The sequence below is a fragment of the Pseudomonas sp. FP2338 genome (assembly GCF_030687515.1).
Classification (GTDB): Bacteria; Pseudomonadota; Gammaproteobacteria; order Pseudomonadales; family Pseudomonadaceae; genus Aquipseudomonas; species Aquipseudomonas salomonii.
Genome location: NZ_CP117436.1, coordinates 5017823 through 5036604, shown reverse-complemented (window position 1 = coordinate 5036604; position 18782 = coordinate 5017823). Strand labels below are relative to the sequence as shown.

The window sequence follows — 18782 nt, the reverse complement described above, 5'->3', positions numbered from 1 at the left end:
GCGCGCTCCTCAGGCTTCAGCGTTGGCTTTGATCAGGCGGTCGTACGCATCCTGATCCAACAGCTTAGCCACTGCATCAGCATCGGCGGGTTTAAAGCGGAAGAACCAGCCTTCGCCCATCGGGTCTTCGTTAACCAGTTCGGGGCTGTCGCTCAGTGCGTCGTTTACTTCCAGCACTTCACCGGTCAGCGGCATGTACACGCCGCTGGCGGCTTTCACCGATTCCACGGTGGAGGCTTCGGCGCCCTTGTCGTAAGCCTGCAACTCCGGCAGTTGCACGAAAACCACATCACCCAGCGCGTTCTGCGCGAAAGCGGTGATACCCACGGTGACGCTGCCATCGGCTTCGGCGCGCAGCCATTCGTGATCTTCAGTGAAACGCAACTCGCTCATGGAAACTCCTCAGGGCCAGATTCGTCTGGTGGACGGGATTGGAATAATGGGGAGTTACTTAGCAATATCGCGGCCAATGTTATTAAGTTGTTATAAATCAACGTCTTAACTATTTTGGTGATGACGATATGATTTTCAGCTGTAGCGATTTCGATACACTTGAGCACACCAAAAAAAGCCTATGTGGATCAAAGCCTTGCATGGCGCGTAAAAAAAAGGGTTGTAGCGATATCGTTACGCTGTAGCGCTTTCAGTACAGCGGATGTCGTTCTCAGACCAAAATCTGGAATGCCGTCCATGTGGGAGCGGGCTTGTGTGGGAGCTGGCTTGCCTGCGATGCAGGCACCTAGGTGTATCAGGCAGACCAAGGTGATGCTATCGCAGGCAAGCCAGCTCCCACACAAGCCAGTGCCCACACAAGCTACCGCCCACATATGGACCGCATTTATTCAGTCAGGGCTTATTGGGAATGCCGTACTTGCGCAGGCGATGGGCGATCGCCGTGTGGGACGTTTGCAAGCGGCTCGCCAGTTGGCGGGTCGAGGGGTAGCTGGCGTAGAGGGTTTCCAGCAGGTTGCGCTCGAAGTCTTCCACCGCTTGTTCCAGGCTGTCGACTTCGCCGTCGCTCTGGCGGGCGACCGAGGTACCGGCGATGTCGAGGTCGCCGATGTCCACCAGGCTGCTTTCGCAGATGGCGGCGGCGCGGAAGATCACGTTTTGCAACTGGCGCACATTGCCCGGCCAGCGGTTGCCCAGCAGGGCCGGGTAAGTGCCGGGCGCCAAGCGACACACCGGGCGCTGTATCTGCGCACAGGCCTGCTGCATGAAGTAGCGGGCCAGCAGCAGAATGTCCTGGCCGCGCTCGCGCAGTGGCGGCACTTCGACGTTGAGCACATTAAGACGGTAAAACAGGTCTTCGCGGAAGGTGCCCTCGCTGACCATCTTCTCCAGGTCGCGATGAGTAGCGCTGAGGATGCGCACATTGACCTTCACTTCACGGTCGCCGCCCACCCGGCGAAAGCTGCCGTCATTCAGAAACCGCAGCAGCTTGGCCTGCAAATACGGCGACATCTCGCCAATTTCATCAAGGAACACCGTGCCCTGGTTGGCCAACTCCATCAGCCCGGGCTTGCCACCACGCTGCGCGCCGGTAAAGGCGCCAGGCGCATAACCGAACAACTCACTTTCGGCCAGGTTCTCCGGCAACGCCGCACAGTTCAAGGCCAAAAACGGTGCACTGTGGCGTGCGCTGATGGCATGGCAGGCGCGCGCGACCAGCTCTTTGCCGGTGCCGGTTTCGCCCTGGATCAACAGCGGCGCATCCAGCGCCGCCACCCGTTGCGCCCGCGCCTTGAGGGTGCGGATCACCGGCGACTCGCCCAGCAATGCATCAAACCCTTCGGCATGGTCGTGATGCAGCGCCGACAGTTGCTCACCGATGCGATTGGGTTGGTACAGGGTCAGCAGGGCGCCGGCGTCGGTGATCGGCGTGGCGTCGAGCAAAAAGGTCTGGCCGTTGACGCTGATCTCGCGCAACGGCAAACGAAAGCCCTGTTCGAGCAAAGTCTCCAGCAGCGCCGGGTCGTTGAACAACGCGCTGATGCTTTCGCCCGCCGGTTCGCGGCCATACAGCGCGATCAGCGCCGGGTTGGCCAGCAGGATCTTGCCCGCGCTGTCCAGGGCCAGCACCGGGTCGGTCATGGCCGCCAGCAGCGCGTCAAGTTGCAGGTGGCGACGTTGGCCGGGAAGGATATCCACCACGGTGACCGCCTGTACGCCGTGCACGCTGAACAGTGCATCGCGCAGTTCTTCGAGCACCTCGGCGCTCAGGGTCGGCGCGTCGATATACACGTTGGGCGGCACCATCTCCACTGCATCCAGGTTGAGATTGCGCCCACCGAGCAAGGCCAGGACTTCCTGGGTAATGCCGACGCGGTCGATGAAGCTGACGTGGATACGCATGGGATGGCGACAAATCTGCAGAGCGAGAGGCCGCAAGTATGCCTTGGAGCGCAGGGAGATCAAAATGTGGGAGCTGGCTTGCCTGCGATAGCGGTTTGTCAGCCGATACTTTCGGTGACTGATCCACCGTCATCGCAGGCAAGCCAGCTCCCACATTGGACTTACGGTGTTCTTATTCCAAGTGTTCGGGCTTGACCGGATCGCCGGACTTCACATCCAGCTGATGCCTTATATCCTCAAACATCGAGTCGTACTGCTTGTGCATCGAGCCGTTAAGCGTCGCAACCTTCGGCATTCCATATTTTTGCGCGATGTTCATCGCATGCCGGGCAAAGTCGAAGGCCTGGTCCTTGGGTAAAAAGAATTCCTCCTTGAGGTCCTTGCCCTGCACCGAGCCGTGCAGCTTGAAGAGCATTCCCTTGCCTTCCTTTGGATCCTGGCTGACCTCGTAGTCGATGCACAGGTTGTAGCTGTAGTCATCCTTGTTGAGCGCGTGACGTTCGATGTGCAGGTGACCGGGTTCAAAGGTGGCCATAGGTGTTTCTCCTCTACTTCACAGGTAGGTGATGCCAGGTTTTGCCGTGCTGATACGTGTGCCGGCGCTGCCCTGGACGATGGCTTCGATGTCCGAGAGTGAACCGATGACGGCAGTTTTGCCAGTCTGACGGGCGAACTCGCAGGCCGCTTGTACCTTCGGCCCCATGGAGCCGGCGGCGAAGCCGAGCTTCTCCATGTCATCGGGATGGGCCTGGCCGATGGCCTTCTGGGTCGGCTTGCCGAAGTCGATAAAAGCCGCATTCACATCGGTGGCGATCACCAGCAAGTCGGCGTCCAGCTGCGAGGCCAGCAAGGATGAGCACAGGTCTTTGTCGATCACCGCTTCAATACCGCGCAGCGTGCCGTCTTCGCCATACATCGTCGGGATGCCGCCGCCACCGGCGCAAATCACAATGGCGCGTTTTTCCAGCAGCCACTTGATCGGGCGGATTTCAAAGATGCGTTTGGGGCGTGGGCTGGCCACTACGCGACGGTATTTATCGCCATCGGGGGCGATGGCCCAGCCTTTTTCAGCCGCAAGTTTTTCGGCTTCGGCCTTGGAGTACACCGGGCCAATCGGCTTGGTCGGGTTCTGGAAGGCCGGGTCCTTGGCGTCGACTTCCACTTGGGTGAGCAAGGTGGCGAACGGCACCTCGAAGTCCAGCAGGTTGCCCAGTTCCTGTTCGATGATGTAGCCGATCATGCCTTCGGTCTCGGCGCCGAGCACGTCCAGCGGGTAGGGCGAAACCTGGGTGTAGGCCGCCGCCTGCAACGACAGCAGGCCGACTTGCGGGCCATTGCCGTGGGCGATCACCAGCTCGTTGCCGGGGTGGATCTTGGCGATCTGTTCGGTGGCGATGCGGATATTGGCGCGTTGGTTGTCCGCCGTCATGGGTTCACCACGGCGGAGCAGGGCGTTGCCGCCCAGGGCTACGACGATGCGCATAAAAATGTCCTTCTAAAAGCGTGGCTGAAGGAACGCGGTTAATGTGGGAGCTGGCTTGCCTGCGATAGCGGTGGATCATATAGACCGCCATCGCGGGCAAGCCCGGCTCCCACATGGGAGCGCATTACCAGCTTGATGGGTTAGATATCCGCCAGCGCCGACACCAGAATCGCCTTGATGGTATGCATGCGGTTTTCCGCCTGCTCAAACGCGATGTTGGCCGGCGACTCGAACACGTCCTCGGTCACTTCCACGCCATTGGCCAGGTTCGGATAACGCGCGGCGATGTCCTTGCCTACCTTGGTCTCGCTGTTATGGAACGCCGGCAGGCAGTGCATGAACTTCACGCGCGGGTTGCCCGAGGCTTTCATCATCTTGGCGTTGACCTGGTACGGCAGCAGTTGCTCGATACGCTCGTCCCACGCTTCCACCGGCTCACCCATCGACACCCAGATATCGGTGTGGATGAAGTCCACACCTTTGACGGCTTCTTTCGGGTCTTCGGTGATGGTGATGCGCGCGCCGCTTTCTTCGGCAAAGGCCTGGCACTGCTTGATGAAATCTTCGTGTGGCCACAGCGCTTTCGGCGCGCCGATGCGCACGTCCATGCCCAGTTTGGCGCCGATCATCAGCAGCGAATTGCCCATGTTGTAACGCGCGTCGCCCAGGTAGGCGTAGCTGATGTCATGCAGCGGCTTGTCGCTGTGCTCGCGCATGGTCAGGGTGTCGGCGATCATTTGGGTCGGGTGAAATTCGGCGGTCAGGCCGTTGAACACCGGCACACCGGCGAACTTGGCCAGCTCTTCAACGATTTCCTGCTCAAAGCCACGGTACTCGATGGCATCGAACATGCGGCCCAAGACGCGGGCGGTGTCTTTCATGCTTTCCTTGTGGCCGATCTGCGACGACACCGGGTCGATATAGGTGACGTGGGCGCCTTGGTCATGGGCCGCCACTTCGAACGCGCAACGGGTGCGAGTCGAGGTTTTTTCGAAGATCAGCGCGATGTTTTTGCCTTGCAGGTGCGGACGCTCGGTGCCGGTGTACTTGGCGCGTTTGAGGTCGCGGGACAGGTCCAGCAGGTAGTTCAGCTCGCGGGTAGTGTGGTGCATCAGCGAGAGCAGGCTGCGGTTGCGCATATTAAAAGCCATGATGGATCTCCTTAGGTTTCGGTTATCCCCCTGGCCGCTGCTGGATAAGCAGCGGCCAAGGCCAAAAAATCAATAGTCGATTGGGTCGCGGATGATCGGGCAGGTCATGCAGTGGCCACCGCCACGGCCGCGGCCCAGTTCACCGGCTCTGATGGTGATGACTTCCACACCGGCCTTGCGCAGCAGGGTGTTGGTGTAGGTGTTGCGGTCGTAACCGATCACCACGCCAGGCTCCACGGCCACCACGTTGTTGCCGTCATCCCATTGCTCGCGCTCGGCGGCGAAGCTGTTGCCGCCGGTCTCGACCACACGCAGTGCCTTGAGGTTGAGCGCTGCGGCCACGGTTTCGAGGAAGTTGGTTTTCTCCCGCTGGATGTCGATGCCGTGCGGCTTGCTTTCATCCGGGCGCAGGGTGAAGGGCACGATCTGGTTGACCACTTCGGGGAAGATGGTCACCAGGTCGCGATCGCAGAAGCTGAACACGGTGTCCAGGTGCATCGCCGCGCGGGACTTCGGCAGGCCGGCAACGATCACGCGCTCCACGGCTTTGTTCTTGAACAGGTTGCGCGCCAGTTGGCCAATCGCCTGGTGCGAAGAACGCTCGCCCATGCCGATCAACACCACGCCATTGCCAATCGGCATCACGTCGCCGCCTTCCAGCGTGGCGGCACCGTGTTCCTGGTCGGGGTCGCCGTACCAGATCTGGAAGTCGGCGTTGGTGAACTCGGGGTGGAATTTATAGATGGCGCTGGCCAACAGGGTTTCCTGACGTCGCGCCGGCCAGTACATCGGGTTGAGCGTCACACCGCCGTAGATCCAGCAGGTGGTGTCGCGGGTGAACTGAGTGTTGGGCAGCGGCGGCAGGATGAAGCTTGAGTGGCCGAGGAAGTCGCGGAACATCTCGATGGTTCGGCCACCGAAGCTGCTCGGCAGGTCATCGGCCGACACGCCGCCAATCAGGAACTCGCTAATTTTGCGCGGCTCCAGGCTGCGCAGCCACGAGCCGACTTCATCGACCAGGCCCAGGCCAACGGTATTGGCGGTGATCTTGCGTTCCAGGATCCAGTCCAGCGCTTCCGGGATGGCGACGATATCGGTCAGCAGGTTGTGCATTTCCAGCACATCAATGTCCCGCTCGCGCATCTTGGTCACGAAGTCGAAGTGGTCGCGTTTGGCCTGGGCCACCCACAACACATCATCGAACAGCAGTTCGTCGCAGTTGTTGGGGGTCAGCCGCTGGTGGGCCAAACCTGGGGAGCACACCATGACTTTGCGCAGTTTGCCGGCTTCGGAATGTACGCCGTACTTCACTTTTTCCGTGGTCATTACAAATCCTCCAGTCAGAATTACAGAGTCAGGAAGCCGTCGTAGAGGCCATAGGCAGCCACGAGGGCGCCAATGACAACTGCGGCAAAAATCAGCTTCTCAACGTGGGTGAAAATCGGTTTGCCCAGTTCATGCTTGGCCTTGGCAAAAAGGATCGCGCCGGGGGCATAGAGCAGGGCGGACAGCAGCAGGTATTTGGTGCCGCCGGCGTAGAGCAGCCAGACCGCGTAGATCAGGGCGATGGCGCCGATGAACAGGTCTTTCTTGCGCTCGCGCAGGGCGTTTTCGTAGGTCTCGCCGCGCACCGCCAGCAGCAGCGCGTAGGCCGCCGACCACAGGTAAGGCACCAGGATCATCGAGGTGGCGAGGTAGATCAGTGACAGGTAAGTGCTGGCCGAAAACAGTGTGATTACCAGGAAAACCTGGACCATCGCATTGGTCAGCCACAGGGCGTTGACCGGCACATGGTTGGCGTTTTCCTTACGCAGGAACTCCGGCATGGTGTGGTCCTTGGCGGCGGCGAACATGATCTCCGCACACAGCAGCACCCACGACAGCAGCGCACCCAGCAGCGAGATGATCAAGCCGACGCTGATCAACACCGCGCCCCAGTGGCCCACCACATGCTCCAGCACGGCAGCCATCGATGGGTTCTGCAGTTTGGCCAGTTCCGGTTGGGTCATGATGCCCAGGGACAGCACGTTCACCAGCATCAGAAACAGCAGCACGGTGATAAAGCCGATCACGGTGGCCTTGCCGACGTCGCTGCGTTTTTCTGCACGGGACGAGAAGATGCTCGCGCCTTCGATGCCGATAAACACCCACACGGTGACCAGCATCATGTTGCGCACCTGGTTCATCACGCTGCCCAGGTCGGGGTTTTTCACGCCCCAGATGTCAGCGGTGAAAATGTCCAGCTTGAACGCGAACAGCGCGATCAATACAAACAGCACCAGCGGCACCACCTTGGCGACGGTGGTCACCAGGTTGATGAAGGCTGCTTCCTTGATGCCGCGCAGTACCAGGAAATGCACGGCCCACAGCAGCACCGAGGCGCCAATCACGGCAGCGGGTGTGTTGCCTTCGCCAAAGATCGGGAAGAAGTAACCGAGGGTGCTGAACAGCAACACGAAGTAACCGACGTTGCCCAGCCAGGCGCTGATCCAGTACCCCCAGGCCGATGAGAAACCCATGTAGTCGCCGAACCCGGCCTTGGCGTAGGCGTACACGCCGCCGTCGAGGTCAGGCTTGCGGTTGGCCAGGGTCTGGAACACGAAAGCGAGGGTGAGCATGCCGATGGCGGTAATGACCCAGCCGATCAACACCGCGCCGACATCGGCGCTGGCGGCCATGTTTTGCGGCAGTGAGAAGATCCCGCCGCCAATCATTGAGCCCACGACCAGCGCAACCAGGGCGCCGAGTCGAAGTTTTCCGGGAGTGTCAGACATTGCATGACTCCAATGCAGGAGAAGAGAGACCACAGAATAATTCCGTGCGCTGATCAAACAGCTGACTTAGATCACGTCATTGGCACATTCCATTGTGAATTAATGACTTAAGGGTAAAATCCCGAGGCAATAGTTTCCCCCGAAAAGGCGCTTTCCAGAGCGGCTCCTGCGTTTTTATTAATCATTTAGTTCGATGTGTGGACGTTTGACCCTAGCCCTTTTTGTCGAATATGCAAACTTTTCTCAATTAACTGGCTAAGCTCGCTCAAACTGGCAAAGTGCCTGCTCTCTTTAAATTCTAAATAAGCTTAAACTTTATAAACTGTCATGCCATTGCGTTATGAGCGTCACGGTTTTATCGCTGTCTTTAATAAACGCTACATTCGCTGAGTTAATTAGTTGAGTGCGCGCGTGTTCTCTCAAACTATTTTATTTAGGAGTTTTCATGTCCCAGCCGGCCGAGAAACTACGTCTCAGCGCCCTGATTGCCCTGGTGGTGGGGTCGATGATCGGCGGCGGGATTTTCTCTTTGCCGCAGAACATGGCCGCACGCGCCGAAGTGGGCGCCGTGCTGATCGGCTGGGCCATCACCGCCGTCGGCATGCTCACCCTGGCGTTTGTGTTCCAGACCCTGGCCAATCGCAAACCCGAACTCGACTCCGGCGTGTACGCCTACGCCAAGGCCGGGTTCGGTGACTACATGGGGTTTTCGTCGGCCTGGGGCTACTGGATCAGTGCGTGGATGGGCAACGTCGGTTACTTCGTGTTGCTGTTCAGCACCCTCGGCTACTTTTTCCCGGTGTTCGGCCAAGGCAATACGCCGGTCGCCATCGGCTGCGCCTCGCTGCTGCTGTGGGCTGTGCATTTTCTGGTGCTGCGTGGCATCAAGGAGGCCGCGTTCATCAACCAGATCACCACGGTGGCGAAGATCGTGCCGTTGCTGATGTTTATCGTGATTGCCGCCGTGGCGTTCAAGGCGGATATTTTTACCCGCGATATCTGGGGCCTGGGCAACCCGCAATTTGGCAGTGTGGTTGATCAGGTGCGCAACATGATGCTGGTCACTGTGTTCGTGTTTATCGGCATCGAGGGCGCCAGCGTGTATTCGGCGCGCGCCGAGAAGCGCTCGGACGTGGGCCGCGCCACGGTGATCGGCTTTCTGGGTGTGCTGGCACTGCTGGTGCTGGTGAATGTGCTGTCCCTGGGCATCATGAGCCAGCCGGAGCTGGCGCAATTGCAAAACCCTTCACTGGCCGGTGTGCTGGAACATATCGTCGGGCCGTGGGGCGCGATGGCGATCAGCATCGGGTTGGCCGTGTCACTGCTCGGCGCCTTGCTCTCATGGGCGCTGCTGTGTGCGGAAATCCTCTACGCCACCGCCCATGACAAAACCATGCCGGCCTTCTTGAAAAAGGAAAACCCCAACCGGGTGCCGGTCAATGCGCTGTGGCTGACCAACGTGATGATCCAGGTGTTCCTGGTGATCACGCTGTTTTCCCACAGCACCTACACCACCCTGATTTACCTGGCCTCGTCGATGATCCTGGTGCCGTACCTGTGGTCGGCGGCCTACGCGGTGCTGTTGAGCGGGCGCGGTGAAACCTATGCCGGTGCCCAGCGCCAGCGTTATAAGGATTTGCTGGTCGGCCTGATCGCCCTCGGCTATGCCATCTGGCTGTTGTACGCCGGTGGCTTGAAGTACCTGCTGCTCTCGGCGCTGCTGTATGCGCCCGGCGTGATCCTGTTTGCCCTGGCCAAGCGCGAACAGGGCCAGCCCTTGTTTACGCACATGGAAAAAGGCATTTTCAGTTGCGTGATCGCGGGTGCGGGGCTGGCGGCTTATGGGCTGTATAGCGGGGTGTTGTCGTTGTGAGATTGGCGTATGAGCCGCCCTATGACTGGGCGGCAATGCTGGGTTTTTTATCGGCACGGGCCATCATCGGGCTGGAGACCGTGGAGGCCGGCGTGTATCGGCGCAGCATCAGTATTGGCGGGCAACATGGCTGCATCAGCGTGGCGCCGGGCGCGGGCGATTGGCTGGAAGTGGGCGTTGAGTTTCCCGACACGACGGCGCTGCCCGAGATCGAGCGGCGCCTGCGGGCCATGTTCGATCTGGATGCCCAACCTGGGTTGATCAATGCGCAACTGACCACCGACCCGTTGATGGCGCAGTTGGTGGCTGCGCGCCCCGGCCTGCGCGTGCCGGGGACGTGGGATGGTTTGGAGCTGGCGATTCGTGCGGTGCTGGGCCAGCAGATCACGGTGGTCGCGGCCATTCGCCTGGCGGGTAAATTGGTGGCGCAGTATGGCCAGCCGCTGCAAACGCCCTATGCCGGAATCACCCATGTGTTTCCTGCTCCTGAAGTCTTGGCGGCGGCGGACCTGGCGACCTTGGGCATGCCCAAGGCGCGGGGCCGTACCTTGTCGGGTGTGGCCCAGGCGTTGCTGGATGATCCGCAATTATTTGCAGCCAAGGCCAGTCTCAAGGACGGCGTGGCGCGCCTGGTAGCCTTGCCGGGAATTGGCGACTGGACTGCGCAGTACATCGCCATGCGTCAGTTGCGTGAGCCGGATGCGTTTGCGTCGGGGGATATTGGCTTGATCAATGCGCTGGCGGCGCTGGAAGGCGGGCCGGTGTCGGCGCGGCAGTTGTTGGCCAGAGCTGAGGCGTGGCGGCCTTTAAGGGCGTATGCGGCGCAGCATTTGTGGACGTCGTTGAGCAGAATGGACTGATGACATCTGTCAGGGCCTCATCGCAGGCAAGCCAGCTCCCACATTTGATAGTGTTCACACTTTCAATGTGTAAGAGCCACTCCCACATTTGATAGTGTTCACTCTTTCAATGTGTAAGAGCCACCCCCACATTTGACTGTGTTCATACTTTCAATGTGTAAGAGCCAGCTCCCCTATTTGGCCCTGTTCACACATCCAATGTGGGAACTGGCTTGCCTGCGATAGCGATCTCAAGTCACCACTGAGCCCGATGTGAGCCCAACTCCCCGGCGGGCAAATCCCACTGCAACGGCGTGCCACTGATGGTCACCGGCGCCAGCAAACGATGCGCCTGGCCCCACGCCGTCTGCTCCACCACCAAGCCCTGATCACCCGGTTCTTCAGCCCGCAACGCCGGCTGCTCCGGCACTTGCCCGGCCTCCACCAGCAACTTCGCGGTGCGCGCCAAGGACAAGCGCGCCGAACCACCGCGGCCGGTTTTCAGGCGTTCGCTCAAGGCTTGAATGGCACTGGCCGCCATCAAATACCCGGTCGCATGATCCAGCGCCTGCAACGGCAGCGGCAGCGGTTTATCCGCCTGTTTCCAGGCCATACCGGCGTCGGCAATGCCGCTGCTCATCTGCACCAGGCTGTCGAAGCCGCGACGGTTGCGCCACGGGCCGCTCCAGCCGTAGGCGTTGAGGCTTACGTCGATCAGGCCGGGGGCGAGGTGTTGTAATTCTGTGGCGGTGTAGCCCAACTGTTCGAGCGCGTCGGCGCGGTAGCCGTGGAACAGGATGTCGGCGTCCTTGAGCAGGCTTTCGAACACCTGGCGGTCTTCGGCACTTTTAAGGTCCAGGCGCGCGCAGCGTTTGCCCAGGGTCATTTCCGGCACTACCCCCGGTTCGTTCCAGGTCGGCGAGTCGATGCGCAGTACATTGGCGCCCAGGCCTGCGAGAAAACGACTGGCCACGGGACCGGCCAACACACGGGTCAAGTCCAGCACCTTGATGCCGGCCAGCGGGCGTGCCACCGAGCCGAGCCACGGTTTGTCGCCAGTGGTGTCGAAGGTCTGGCGCTGCACCAATGCCTCGGCGTTTACCGCCAACCCTTGCGGATGGGTTTGCCAGGCCTGCCATGTACGCATCTGCGCCGCGCAACCGCCGGCATCGACGATCGCCTGCTCCAGTTCGGCGGCGTTCCAGGCGGCGACTTTACTGGCCATCTCGGCGCGGTCATTGACCTTGCCCAGTACGCGCTCGGCGGCAGCACGGTGGTGGGGCGCATTGGTGTGCAAACGGATCCAGCCGTCGGCGCTGGCGTAGTCGCCGGCCACCGGGTCCCACAGCGGCGGTACTTGCCAGCCCACTGGGCGAATCGAGGAGGAGAACCAGAAGGAAGCGAGGCGCCGGTCCACGCTCACGCTGGGCAAGCGCCCGGTTTGTTGCTGGATAAGTTGAGCTACCGCCTGGCCGGCAGCGCCGAGGCTGGCGCTGGCCAGTTCGGTCACGGCAAAGGTCGAGGGCAGGGCGCCGGCCTCGGTGAACGTCAGTGGGGTCTGCGGTAAATCGAGTGCGGCTTGGATGGGTGTCAGCAGGTCAGTCATCAAAGGCCCTCCGTTAGAGAAGGGCCACTATAGAAGATCCTCACACGGCTGTGACCACTCCCGGCACCAACGGCAAGTCGATGCTGGCGATAAAACCACCGTCCGGGTGATTGGCCAGGATCAGGCTGCCGCCATGGCGTTCGGCGGCGCGGCGGGCAATCGCCAGGCCCAGCCCGTGGCCTTGGGCCGCTTGGCCGGGCGCGCGATAAAACGGCTCGCCCAGCTGGCTCAAGTGTTCGGCTTCAACGCCGGGGCCGTGGTCGCGCACGCTGATCAGGATGCGCTCACCCTGGTGCTGGGCGCTTAGCTCGATGGGCTGGCCAACGGGGTTAAAGCGCTGGGCGTTACGCAGCAGGTTGTCCACGGCGCGCTCGATCATGGTCGGCCAGCCCTTGAGGTGCAGCTCGGGTTCGGCGCTCAGTTGCACCACCTGTTCCGGCGCACTGAGTTGGGCATCCTTTTGTAAGGTTCTGAGCAGTGGGGTGAGGTCGACCTCTTCGGCGCTGGCGTTGTCGGCGTCGACGCGGGCCAGCACCAGAATCTCGCTGATCAGCGCTTCCAGGCGGTCGCACTCACGGGTCAGGCGCGGCCACAGGCGTTCGCGTTCTTCGGGGCCGGCGCGTTCGGCCAGGGCCAGGGCGATGCGCAAGCGGGCCAGCGGCGAGCGCAGTTCGTGGGACACATCGCGCAGCAACTGGCGCTGGCTGCCGATCAGGCTTTGCAGACGCGCGCCCATGCGGTTGAAGTCAGTGGCCAGCACGCCGAATTCATCGCGGCGGTTGGCCAGTTGCGCCAGGCTGTTTTGCTGATAGGTGGTCTGGCCCAGGTCATGCACTGCGCCGCGCAGGCGGCTGAGTGGGCGGGTAATGGACAGGGTCACCAGCAGGCTGAACAGCGTCAGCACCACCAGGGCGATGGCCAGCGCGCTCAACGGCCACATCAGGCTGCTGCGGTGCCAGGCGTCCAGCTCCGGGTTGGGGATGCGGTAGATCAGCAGGTACGTGTCACCGGTTTTTTCACTGGTGTACTCGGCGGTCAGGCGGCGCCAGGGCAGATGGCTGTCCTGGTTGTCATTCTGGCGGGCTTCGAAGGCGGCGGCACGGCGCGGGAAGGTACCGCGTACCACTGGGTCGCCGCTTTCGTTGAGTACCTGCACGTCGATGTGGTACTGGCGTTTGCGTTGTTGCAGCAACTCCTGGGCGGCGTCCTCACCCTGGGCTTCGTAGAGTTGCGTCCACTCTTGCGCCAGGTTGTTGAGGCCGGGATGGCGGCTGAGAATCCAGGTGTCCTGGTTGAGCATGTGCCCAAGCAGGATCGACAGCCCGGCAACCAAGGCGATGGCCAGCCAGAAACTGGCCAGGATGCGCCAGAACAATGAACGCACAGGAAACCCTCAAACAGGAAAAGCCCAGCGGCGCGAGCCACTGGGCTGGGGAGGTAACGCTAGAGCATTATTGCGCTTTTTGCGGCTGTTGCGCTTTCCAGGCCTGGAATTCCTTCCACTCGGCGCGGCGCTCGGCTTGCTTCTTGACGATCTCGTCGAATTTCTTCTGTTGATCGGGTTTGAGCACGGCACGGATGTCAGCCTGGGTTTTCTGCTTGGCGGCGGCCAAGTCGTTTTTCATGGCTTGCTGGTCAGCGGCCGGCAGTTTGTCCAGGTACTTGCGCACGATCTCTTTGCGGCCGTGCCATTGCTCGCCCATCAGCTTGCCGATTTGCTCGCGCTGTTCGCGGCTCAGGTCGAGCTGGCTGAAGGGGCCGCCTTTGCCACGCGGACCGTGTTCACCGCCGTGGCCTGGGCCGCCCATCATATGGCCTTCAGGGCCGCCCATCGGGCCTGGGCCTTCTGGCGCTGCGGCCATGGCGATGGTCGGCAGGGCAGCGGCGAACATCAGGGCGATAAGGGTCTTGCGCATGGTGATTCTCCTGTCTCTATTCCGGTGAGTCCGGATGTGAGTAGGTTACCCAGTGCAAGGTCAGCGGCGGTCAGGGGAGGGTAAAGCTTGGGTAAAGAGGGTTTTGGTGTGAGCTGACAAAACTGTCGGATTGATGCGATCAAGTGTGGGAGCTGGCTTGCCTGCGAATGCGGTGGGTCAGCCAGCACGTGCATAGACTGACCCACCGCTTTCGCGAGCAAGCCCGCTCCCACACAAGCCAGCTCCCACAGGGGATAGCGTTGTGTTCAGAGGCTGTAGTAGTAGCCGCGGCTGCGCAGCGCCACGATCCGTGGTCGGCCATCCGGGTGTGGGCCGATCTTTTTGCGCAGGTTGCTCACGTGCATGTCCAGGCTGCGATCGTACAAAGTGAGCTTACGGCCCAGGGCGATCTGCGCCAGTTCCTGCTTGTCCAGCGGCTCGCCGGGCTGGCGCAGCAAGGCTTCGAGCAGGCGGCTTTCGGACACCGTGAGCGTGAATTCCTGCTCGTCGATGCTGACCACGCCACGCACCGGGCTGAAGCACAAATCGCCCAGCTCCATCTGCGTCGACACCGCCGCCGGGTGGCTGCGGCGCAGCACTGCGCGCAGGCGCGCAGTCAGTTCGCGAGGGTCGCAGGGCTTGGCCAGGTAATCGTCGGCACCCAGTTCCAGGCCGAGGATACGGTCCAGCGGTTCGCCACGGGCCGAGAGCATCACCACCGGCAACTCCGGGTGGTCATTGCGCAATTGCTTGAGCAACTCCAGGCCGCTGCCATCCGGCAGCATCACGTCAAGCACCACGGCGGCGGGTGAGGCTTCGGCCAGGGCTTTGCGGGCGCTCAAGCCGTCGTGGCAGGCGCGCACCTGGAAACCTTCCTGGCTCAGCCAACTGGTCAGCAGCTCACAGAGCTCCTGGTCATCATCTATCAGTAACAGCTCGCTCATGACTCACTCAATTTAGCCATTGTCGACGGCGACGGTGCCCACCGCTGGCGAAGATCCCGCACAGCAAGGCGATCAGTGCGACGGCCCCGCCGGTAACAAACCACTGTTGTTGTTCGGTCAGCCAGCGGTTCAGGGCGCCGCCTTGTGTCTCTTTGAGTTGCTGGACCAGGCGTTGGTTCTCCTGGCGCAAGCGATTCAGTTGAGCGCTTTCACGGGCATTCTCTGTGCTTTGCAGTTGTTTGCTCAATTCTTCACGCAGCCGTTCGCTTTCTTTCAAGCGTTGCTGCAACTCGGTGATCTGGCTGCCGACACTCAGGGACAAGGGCGTGGAGCTGCCGGTGTTTGAGGTTTCTTCCGCGTGGGCGGTCGCCCCGATCATTAACACTGCCAACAGACACAACGGACGTAAGCGCATCGGAACTCCTGATTCCACACGAATATTCAGAACGTTGTCGGCAGGTTACCGAGAATAATGAGCCATTAGGAGCGCGCCGAACCTATCAGGTTCAGCGCAGCCGGGCTTTAAGGCAGGACTTGCTTGAACGGCTTGACCACCACATCAGCGTAGACGCCCGCAGCAATGTAGGGATCGGCTTTGGCCCAGGCCTGGGCATCGGCCAGCGAGGCGAATTCGGCAATGATCAGGCTGCCGGTGAAGCCGGCGGCGCCTGGGTCATTGCTGTCGACGGCCGGGTGCGGGCCTGCGATCACCAGACGGCCTTCGGCTTGCAGGGTTTTCAGGCGCTCAACGTGCGCCGGGCGTACGCTCAGGCGTTTTTCCAGCGAATCGGCAACGTCGGTGGCAATGATAGCGTAGAGCATGTCAGTCCTCGGTTTTCGGCGTGGTAGGGGCGGTGTCATGCAGATGGCGCGACAGGTAGATACCTTGGCCGATCAGGAACAATACGGTCATGCCCAGGCTGCCGAAGACTTTGAAGTCCACCCAGTAATCCTGGAAGGTAAAGGCCACGAACAGGTTGGCGGCGCCGCAAAACAGGAAAAACACGATCCAGGCCACGTTCAACCGCACCCATACCGGCTCCGGCAGAGTCAACGCGTGGCCCATGATGCGCTTGATCAACAGGCGGTCACCGATGAAGTGGCTGCCGATAAACACCAGCGCGAACAGCCAGTTCACCACCGGGGCTTTCCATTTAAGGAAGGTTTCGCTGTGAAAGGCCAGGGTCAGGCCGCCGAACACCAGGCAGGCAACCAGGGTGAGCCATTGGCTTTTTTCCAGTTTGCGCTGGGAAATGAAAATGGCGCCGTAGACTACGATAGAACTGACGATCAGCACGGCAGTGGCGCTGTAGATGCCCCCGAACGAGAGCTGATGACCGGCGATATCGATGACCCTGGGGTCGAGTTTGGTAACGATGAAAAACAGCAACAGCGGGATGAAGTCGATGAATTGTTTCACAGTAAGAGCCAGAAGCTGGATGTGGCGGCATAATAACAAACATCCTTGGTAGCGAAAGCGCCAGCTGACTTGAGGTTACACACGCCCGTGAATGTTGATTTGCACTGCCACAGCACAGCCTCCGACGGCGCCCTGGCGCCCGCGGTACTGGTTGCGCGTGCGTTTGAAAAAGGCGTGCGAGTCCTGTCGTTGACCGACCACGACACCCTCGAAGGCCTCGATGAGGCCCGCTCGGCGGCCCATGCGCTGGGCATGCAACTGGTCAACGGCGTGGAATTGTCCTGCACCTGGGGCGGCGCCACCATTCATGTGCTCGGTTACGGTTTCGATCAAAACGCTGCGCCTTTAGTGGCGGCCATCGCCCAATTGCACGATGGCCGTTGGCTGCGGTCCGAAGAAATAAGCCGCAAGCTCAGCCTTAAAGGCATGCCCAACGCGCTCGACGGCGCCCGCGCCATCCAGCAGGAACTGGGCGACAGCGGCAACGCACCGGCCCGGCCGCACTTTGCCGACTGGATGGTGCGTGAAGGTTTTGTTAAGGACCGCGCCGAAGCGTTTCGCAAGTGGCTGGGCGCCGGCAAGTTGGGCGATGTCAAGCAGCACTGGCCGACCCTGGAAGATACGGTCGGCACATTGCGCGCTTGCGGAGCCTGGGTGAGCCTGGCGCATCCCTGGCATTACGATTTCACCCGCAGCAAACGCCGCAAGCTGATTGCCGACTATATTGGAGCGGGCGGCCACGCAATCGAGGTGGTCAACGGGCATCAACCCGCTGATCAGGTGGGCAGCCTGGCGATTCTTGCCCGCGAATTTGGTCTGCTGGTCAGCGCCGGCAGTGATTTTCATGGCCCAGGCGGCTGGTCCGAGATCGGCGAGTACCGCCAGGTCCCGGAAGACTTGCCGCTGCTGTGGGGGCGATTCAAGCATGACCCCATTATTGCCACCGTCTGAACAGGTAGAACACGTGAGTCAATTCTTCCAGATTCATCCGGAAAACCCTCAAGCGCGCCTGATAAAACAGGCCGTGGAGATCATTCGCGCCGGTGGCGTGGTGATCTACCCGACTGATTCGTCCTACGCCATTGGTTGCCAGATCGGCGATAAAAGCGCGGTTGAACGGGTTAGACGCCTGCGTGACCTGGACAAAAACCACAACTTTGCGCTGATCTGCAGCGATTTGTCGCAACTGGGGTTGTTCGCCAAGGTCGACACCGGCACCTTCCGCCTGCTCAAGGCCCACACGCCGGGGCCATACACCTTTATTCTCAACGCCACCCGTGAAGTGCCGCGCCTGTTGCTGCACCCCAAAAAGCGCACCATCGGCCTGCGTGTGCCCGAGCACCCGATTGCCCTGGCGTTGCTGGCCGAACTGGGTGAGCCGTTGATGAGCGTGTCGCTGATTTTGCCCGGTGAAGAAGAGCCGCTGTACGACCCTTACGAAATGCGCCGTCTGCTGGAAAAACACGTCGACCTGATCATCGACGGCGGCTATGGCGGCAACAAGGCGTCTACCGTGATCAACCTGGCCGACGGCGAGCCGGAAGTGGTGCGTGTGGGCTGCGGCGACCCGACGCCGTTTATGGTCGAGGCCTGAATGTCGGCCGTGGAAACCGCTGATCCCCAGGCGGGCGCCCAGCAGGAACTGCCCTTTGCCATGGTGTATGGCCAGGCGGTCATGGAAATGCCGCTGGACCTGTATATTCCGCCGGATGCGCTGGAAGTCTTCCTTGAAGCCTTCGAAGGCCCGCTGGACTTGCTGCTGTACCTGATTCGCAAACAGAACATCAATATCCTCGACATCCCGGTGGCGGAAATCACTCGCCAGTACATGGGGTATGTCGAGTTGATGCAGTCTGTGCGCCTGGAGTTGGCCGCCGAGTACTTGGTGATGGCCGCCATGCTCGCCGAGATCAAGTCGCGCATGCTGTTGCCGCGCTCCGAGACCATCGAGGCCGAAGAAGACGACCCGCGTGCCGAACTGATCCGCCGCCTGCAGGAATATGAACGCTTCAAGGCCGCCGCCGAAGGCATCGACGGTTTGAGCCGCGTGGGCCGTGATGTGGTGGTGCCCAAGCTCGACGCCCCGGAAGCTCGGGCGCGCAAGCTGTTGCCGGATGTGAGCCTGGAAGAATTGCTGATGTCCATGGCCGAGGTGCTGCGCCGGGGTGACATGTTCGAAAGCCACCAGGTCAGCCGCGAGGCACTGTCGACCCGCGAGCGCATGAGCGATGTGCTGGAGCGCCTCAAGGGCGGCGGGTTTGTACCGTTTGTCGAGCTGTTTACCAAAGAGGAAGGGCGCCTGGGGGTGGTGGTGACCTTTATGGCCATCCTCGAACTGGTCAAGGAATCCTTGGTCGAGCTGGTCCAGAATGAGCCTTTTGCGGCTATCCACGTGCGGGCGCGAGCCGAATAAAGAGCTGA

19 protein-coding genes are annotated in these 18782 nt (G+C 60.9%); 5 read left to right on the top strand and 14 right to left on the bottom strand.

The window, feature by feature from the left end; translation table 11 throughout:
• Nucleotides 1–9: 9 nt before the first annotated feature.
• The 7 genes from gcvH to arcD (PSH96_RS22780) all read right to left on the bottom strand — a co-directional run bounded on the left by gcvH (nucleotide 10) and on the right by arcD (PSH96_RS22780) (nucleotide 7763).
• On the bottom strand, nucleotides 10–393 hold the full coding sequence (gene gcvH, locus PSH96_RS22810; RefSeq protein ID WP_200433835.1) for a glycine cleavage system protein GcvH: 384 nt from the start codon (nucleotides 391–393) through the stop codon (nucleotides 10–12).
• A gap of 453 nt (nucleotides 394–846) precedes the next feature.
• Nucleotides 847–2355: a sigma-54-dependent transcriptional regulator gene (locus PSH96_RS22805; protein ID WP_305455253.1), complete on the bottom strand. Its 1509-nt coding sequence runs from the start codon at nucleotides 2353–2355 to the stop codon at nucleotides 847–849.
• Between the two features lie 172 nt (nucleotides 2356–2527).
• Entirely contained in the window at nucleotides 2528–2890 is a 363-nt protein-coding gene (locus tag PSH96_RS22800) for a DUF5064 family protein (protein WP_305455251.1), read from the bottom strand.
• Between the two features lie 18 nt (nucleotides 2891–2908).
• Nucleotides 2909–3838: a carbamate kinase gene (arcC, locus tag PSH96_RS22795; RefSeq protein WP_058422252.1), complete on the bottom strand. Its 930-nt coding sequence runs from the start codon at nucleotides 3836–3838 to the stop codon at nucleotides 2909–2911.
• A 140-nt stretch (nucleotides 3839–3978) separates the two neighbouring features.
• Complete coding sequence (locus tag PSH96_RS22790; protein ID WP_064453904.1) at nucleotides 3979–4989, bottom strand: ornithine carbamoyltransferase; 1011 nt, start codon at nucleotides 4987–4989, stop codon at nucleotides 3979–3981.
• Nucleotides 4990–5058: 69 nt separating this feature from the next.
• On the bottom strand, nucleotides 5059–6315 hold the full coding sequence (gene arcA, locus PSH96_RS22785) for an arginine deiminase (RefSeq protein ID WP_305455246.1): 1257 nt from the start codon (nucleotides 6313–6315) through the stop codon (nucleotides 5059–5061).
• Nucleotides 6316–6335: 20 nt separating this feature from the next.
• Nucleotides 6336–7763 (bottom strand): arginine-ornithine antiporter, encoded by a 1428-nt coding sequence (gene arcD / locus PSH96_RS22780; protein ID WP_305455244.1) that lies wholly within the window; start codon nucleotides 7761–7763, stop codon nucleotides 6336–6338.
• A gap of 445 nt (nucleotides 7764–8208) precedes the next feature.
• Between arcD (PSH96_RS22780) and arcD (PSH96_RS22775) the strand changes: the two genes are divergently transcribed.
• Nucleotides 8209–9636 carry an arginine-ornithine antiporter gene (gene arcD, locus PSH96_RS22775; RefSeq protein ID WP_305455242.1) on the top strand — a complete coding sequence of 476 codons (1428 nt, stop codon included), beginning with the start codon at nucleotides 8209–8211 and terminating at the stop codon, nucleotides 9634–9636.
• A complete protein-coding gene (locus PSH96_RS22770; protein ID WP_305455236.1) occupies nucleotides 9633–10496 on the top strand; it encodes a DNA-3-methyladenine glycosylase in 864 nt (287 codons plus the stop codon). The genes arcD (PSH96_RS22775) and PSH96_RS22770 overlap by 4 nt, the downstream gene beginning before the upstream one ends.
• 235 nt (nucleotides 10497–10731) lie before the next feature.
• Here the strand turns inward: PSH96_RS22770 and PSH96_RS22765 are convergent, their stop codons facing one another.
• From PSH96_RS22765 to PSH96_RS22735, 7 genes are all read right to left on the bottom strand, one after another.
• Nucleotides 10732–12081, bottom strand: coding sequence for a CoA transferase (locus tag PSH96_RS22765; protein ID WP_305455233.1), 1350 nt, complete (start codon nucleotides 12079–12081; stop codon nucleotides 10732–10734).
• A gap of 40 nt (nucleotides 12082–12121) precedes the next feature.
• Entirely contained in the window at nucleotides 12122–13465 is a 1344-nt protein-coding gene (locus tag PSH96_RS22760) for a HAMP domain-containing sensor histidine kinase (protein ID WP_056858599.1), read from the bottom strand.
• A gap of 67 nt (nucleotides 13466–13532) precedes the next feature.
• Complete coding sequence (locus PSH96_RS22755) at nucleotides 13533–13997, bottom strand: LTXXQ domain protein (protein WP_305455230.1); 465 nt, start codon at nucleotides 13995–13997, stop codon at nucleotides 13533–13535.
• Nucleotides 13998–14263: 266 nt separating this feature from the next.
• Entirely contained in the window at nucleotides 14264–14941 is a 678-nt protein-coding gene (locus PSH96_RS22750) for a response regulator transcription factor (RefSeq protein ID WP_099486465.1), read from the bottom strand.
• Nucleotides 14942–14948: 7 nt separating this feature from the next.
• Nucleotides 14949–15356 carry a translation initiation factor 2 gene (locus PSH96_RS22745; RefSeq protein WP_065930459.1) on the bottom strand — a complete coding sequence of 136 codons (408 nt, stop codon included), beginning with the start codon at nucleotides 15354–15356 and terminating at the stop codon, nucleotides 14949–14951.
• A gap of 107 nt (nucleotides 15357–15463) precedes the next feature.
• Complete coding sequence (locus PSH96_RS22740) at nucleotides 15464–15763, bottom strand: YciI family protein (RefSeq protein WP_099486469.1); 300 nt, start codon at nucleotides 15761–15763, stop codon at nucleotides 15464–15466.
• Nucleotide 15764: 1 nt separating this feature from the next.
• Entirely contained in the window at nucleotides 15765–16361 is a 597-nt protein-coding gene (locus PSH96_RS22735) for a septation protein A (protein ID WP_099486471.1), read from the bottom strand.
• Between the two features lie 87 nt (nucleotides 16362–16448).
• On the opposite strand from PSH96_RS22735, the gene PSH96_RS22730 reads away from it, so the two are divergent.
• The 3 genes from PSH96_RS22730 (at nucleotide 16449) to PSH96_RS22720 (ending at nucleotide 18774) form a co-directional block, all read left to right on the top strand.
• Complete coding sequence (locus PSH96_RS22730) at nucleotides 16449–17312, top strand: PHP domain-containing protein (RefSeq protein ID WP_305455225.1); 864 nt, start codon at nucleotides 16449–16451, stop codon at nucleotides 17310–17312.
• Between the two features lie 13 nt (nucleotides 17313–17325).
• The gene (locus PSH96_RS22725; RefSeq protein ID WP_017139161.1) at nucleotides 17326–17955 is read left to right on the top strand and encodes an L-threonylcarbamoyladenylate synthase; all 630 of its coding nucleotides are present in this window, start codon (nucleotides 17326–17328) and stop codon (nucleotides 17953–17955) included.
• Nucleotides 17956–18075: 120 nt separating this feature from the next.
• Nucleotides 18076–18774 carry a ScpA family protein gene (locus PSH96_RS22720; RefSeq protein ID WP_169875663.1) on the top strand — a complete coding sequence of 233 codons (699 nt, stop codon included), beginning with the start codon at nucleotides 18076–18078 and terminating at the stop codon, nucleotides 18772–18774.
• Nucleotides 18775–18782: the final 8 nt, after the last annotated feature.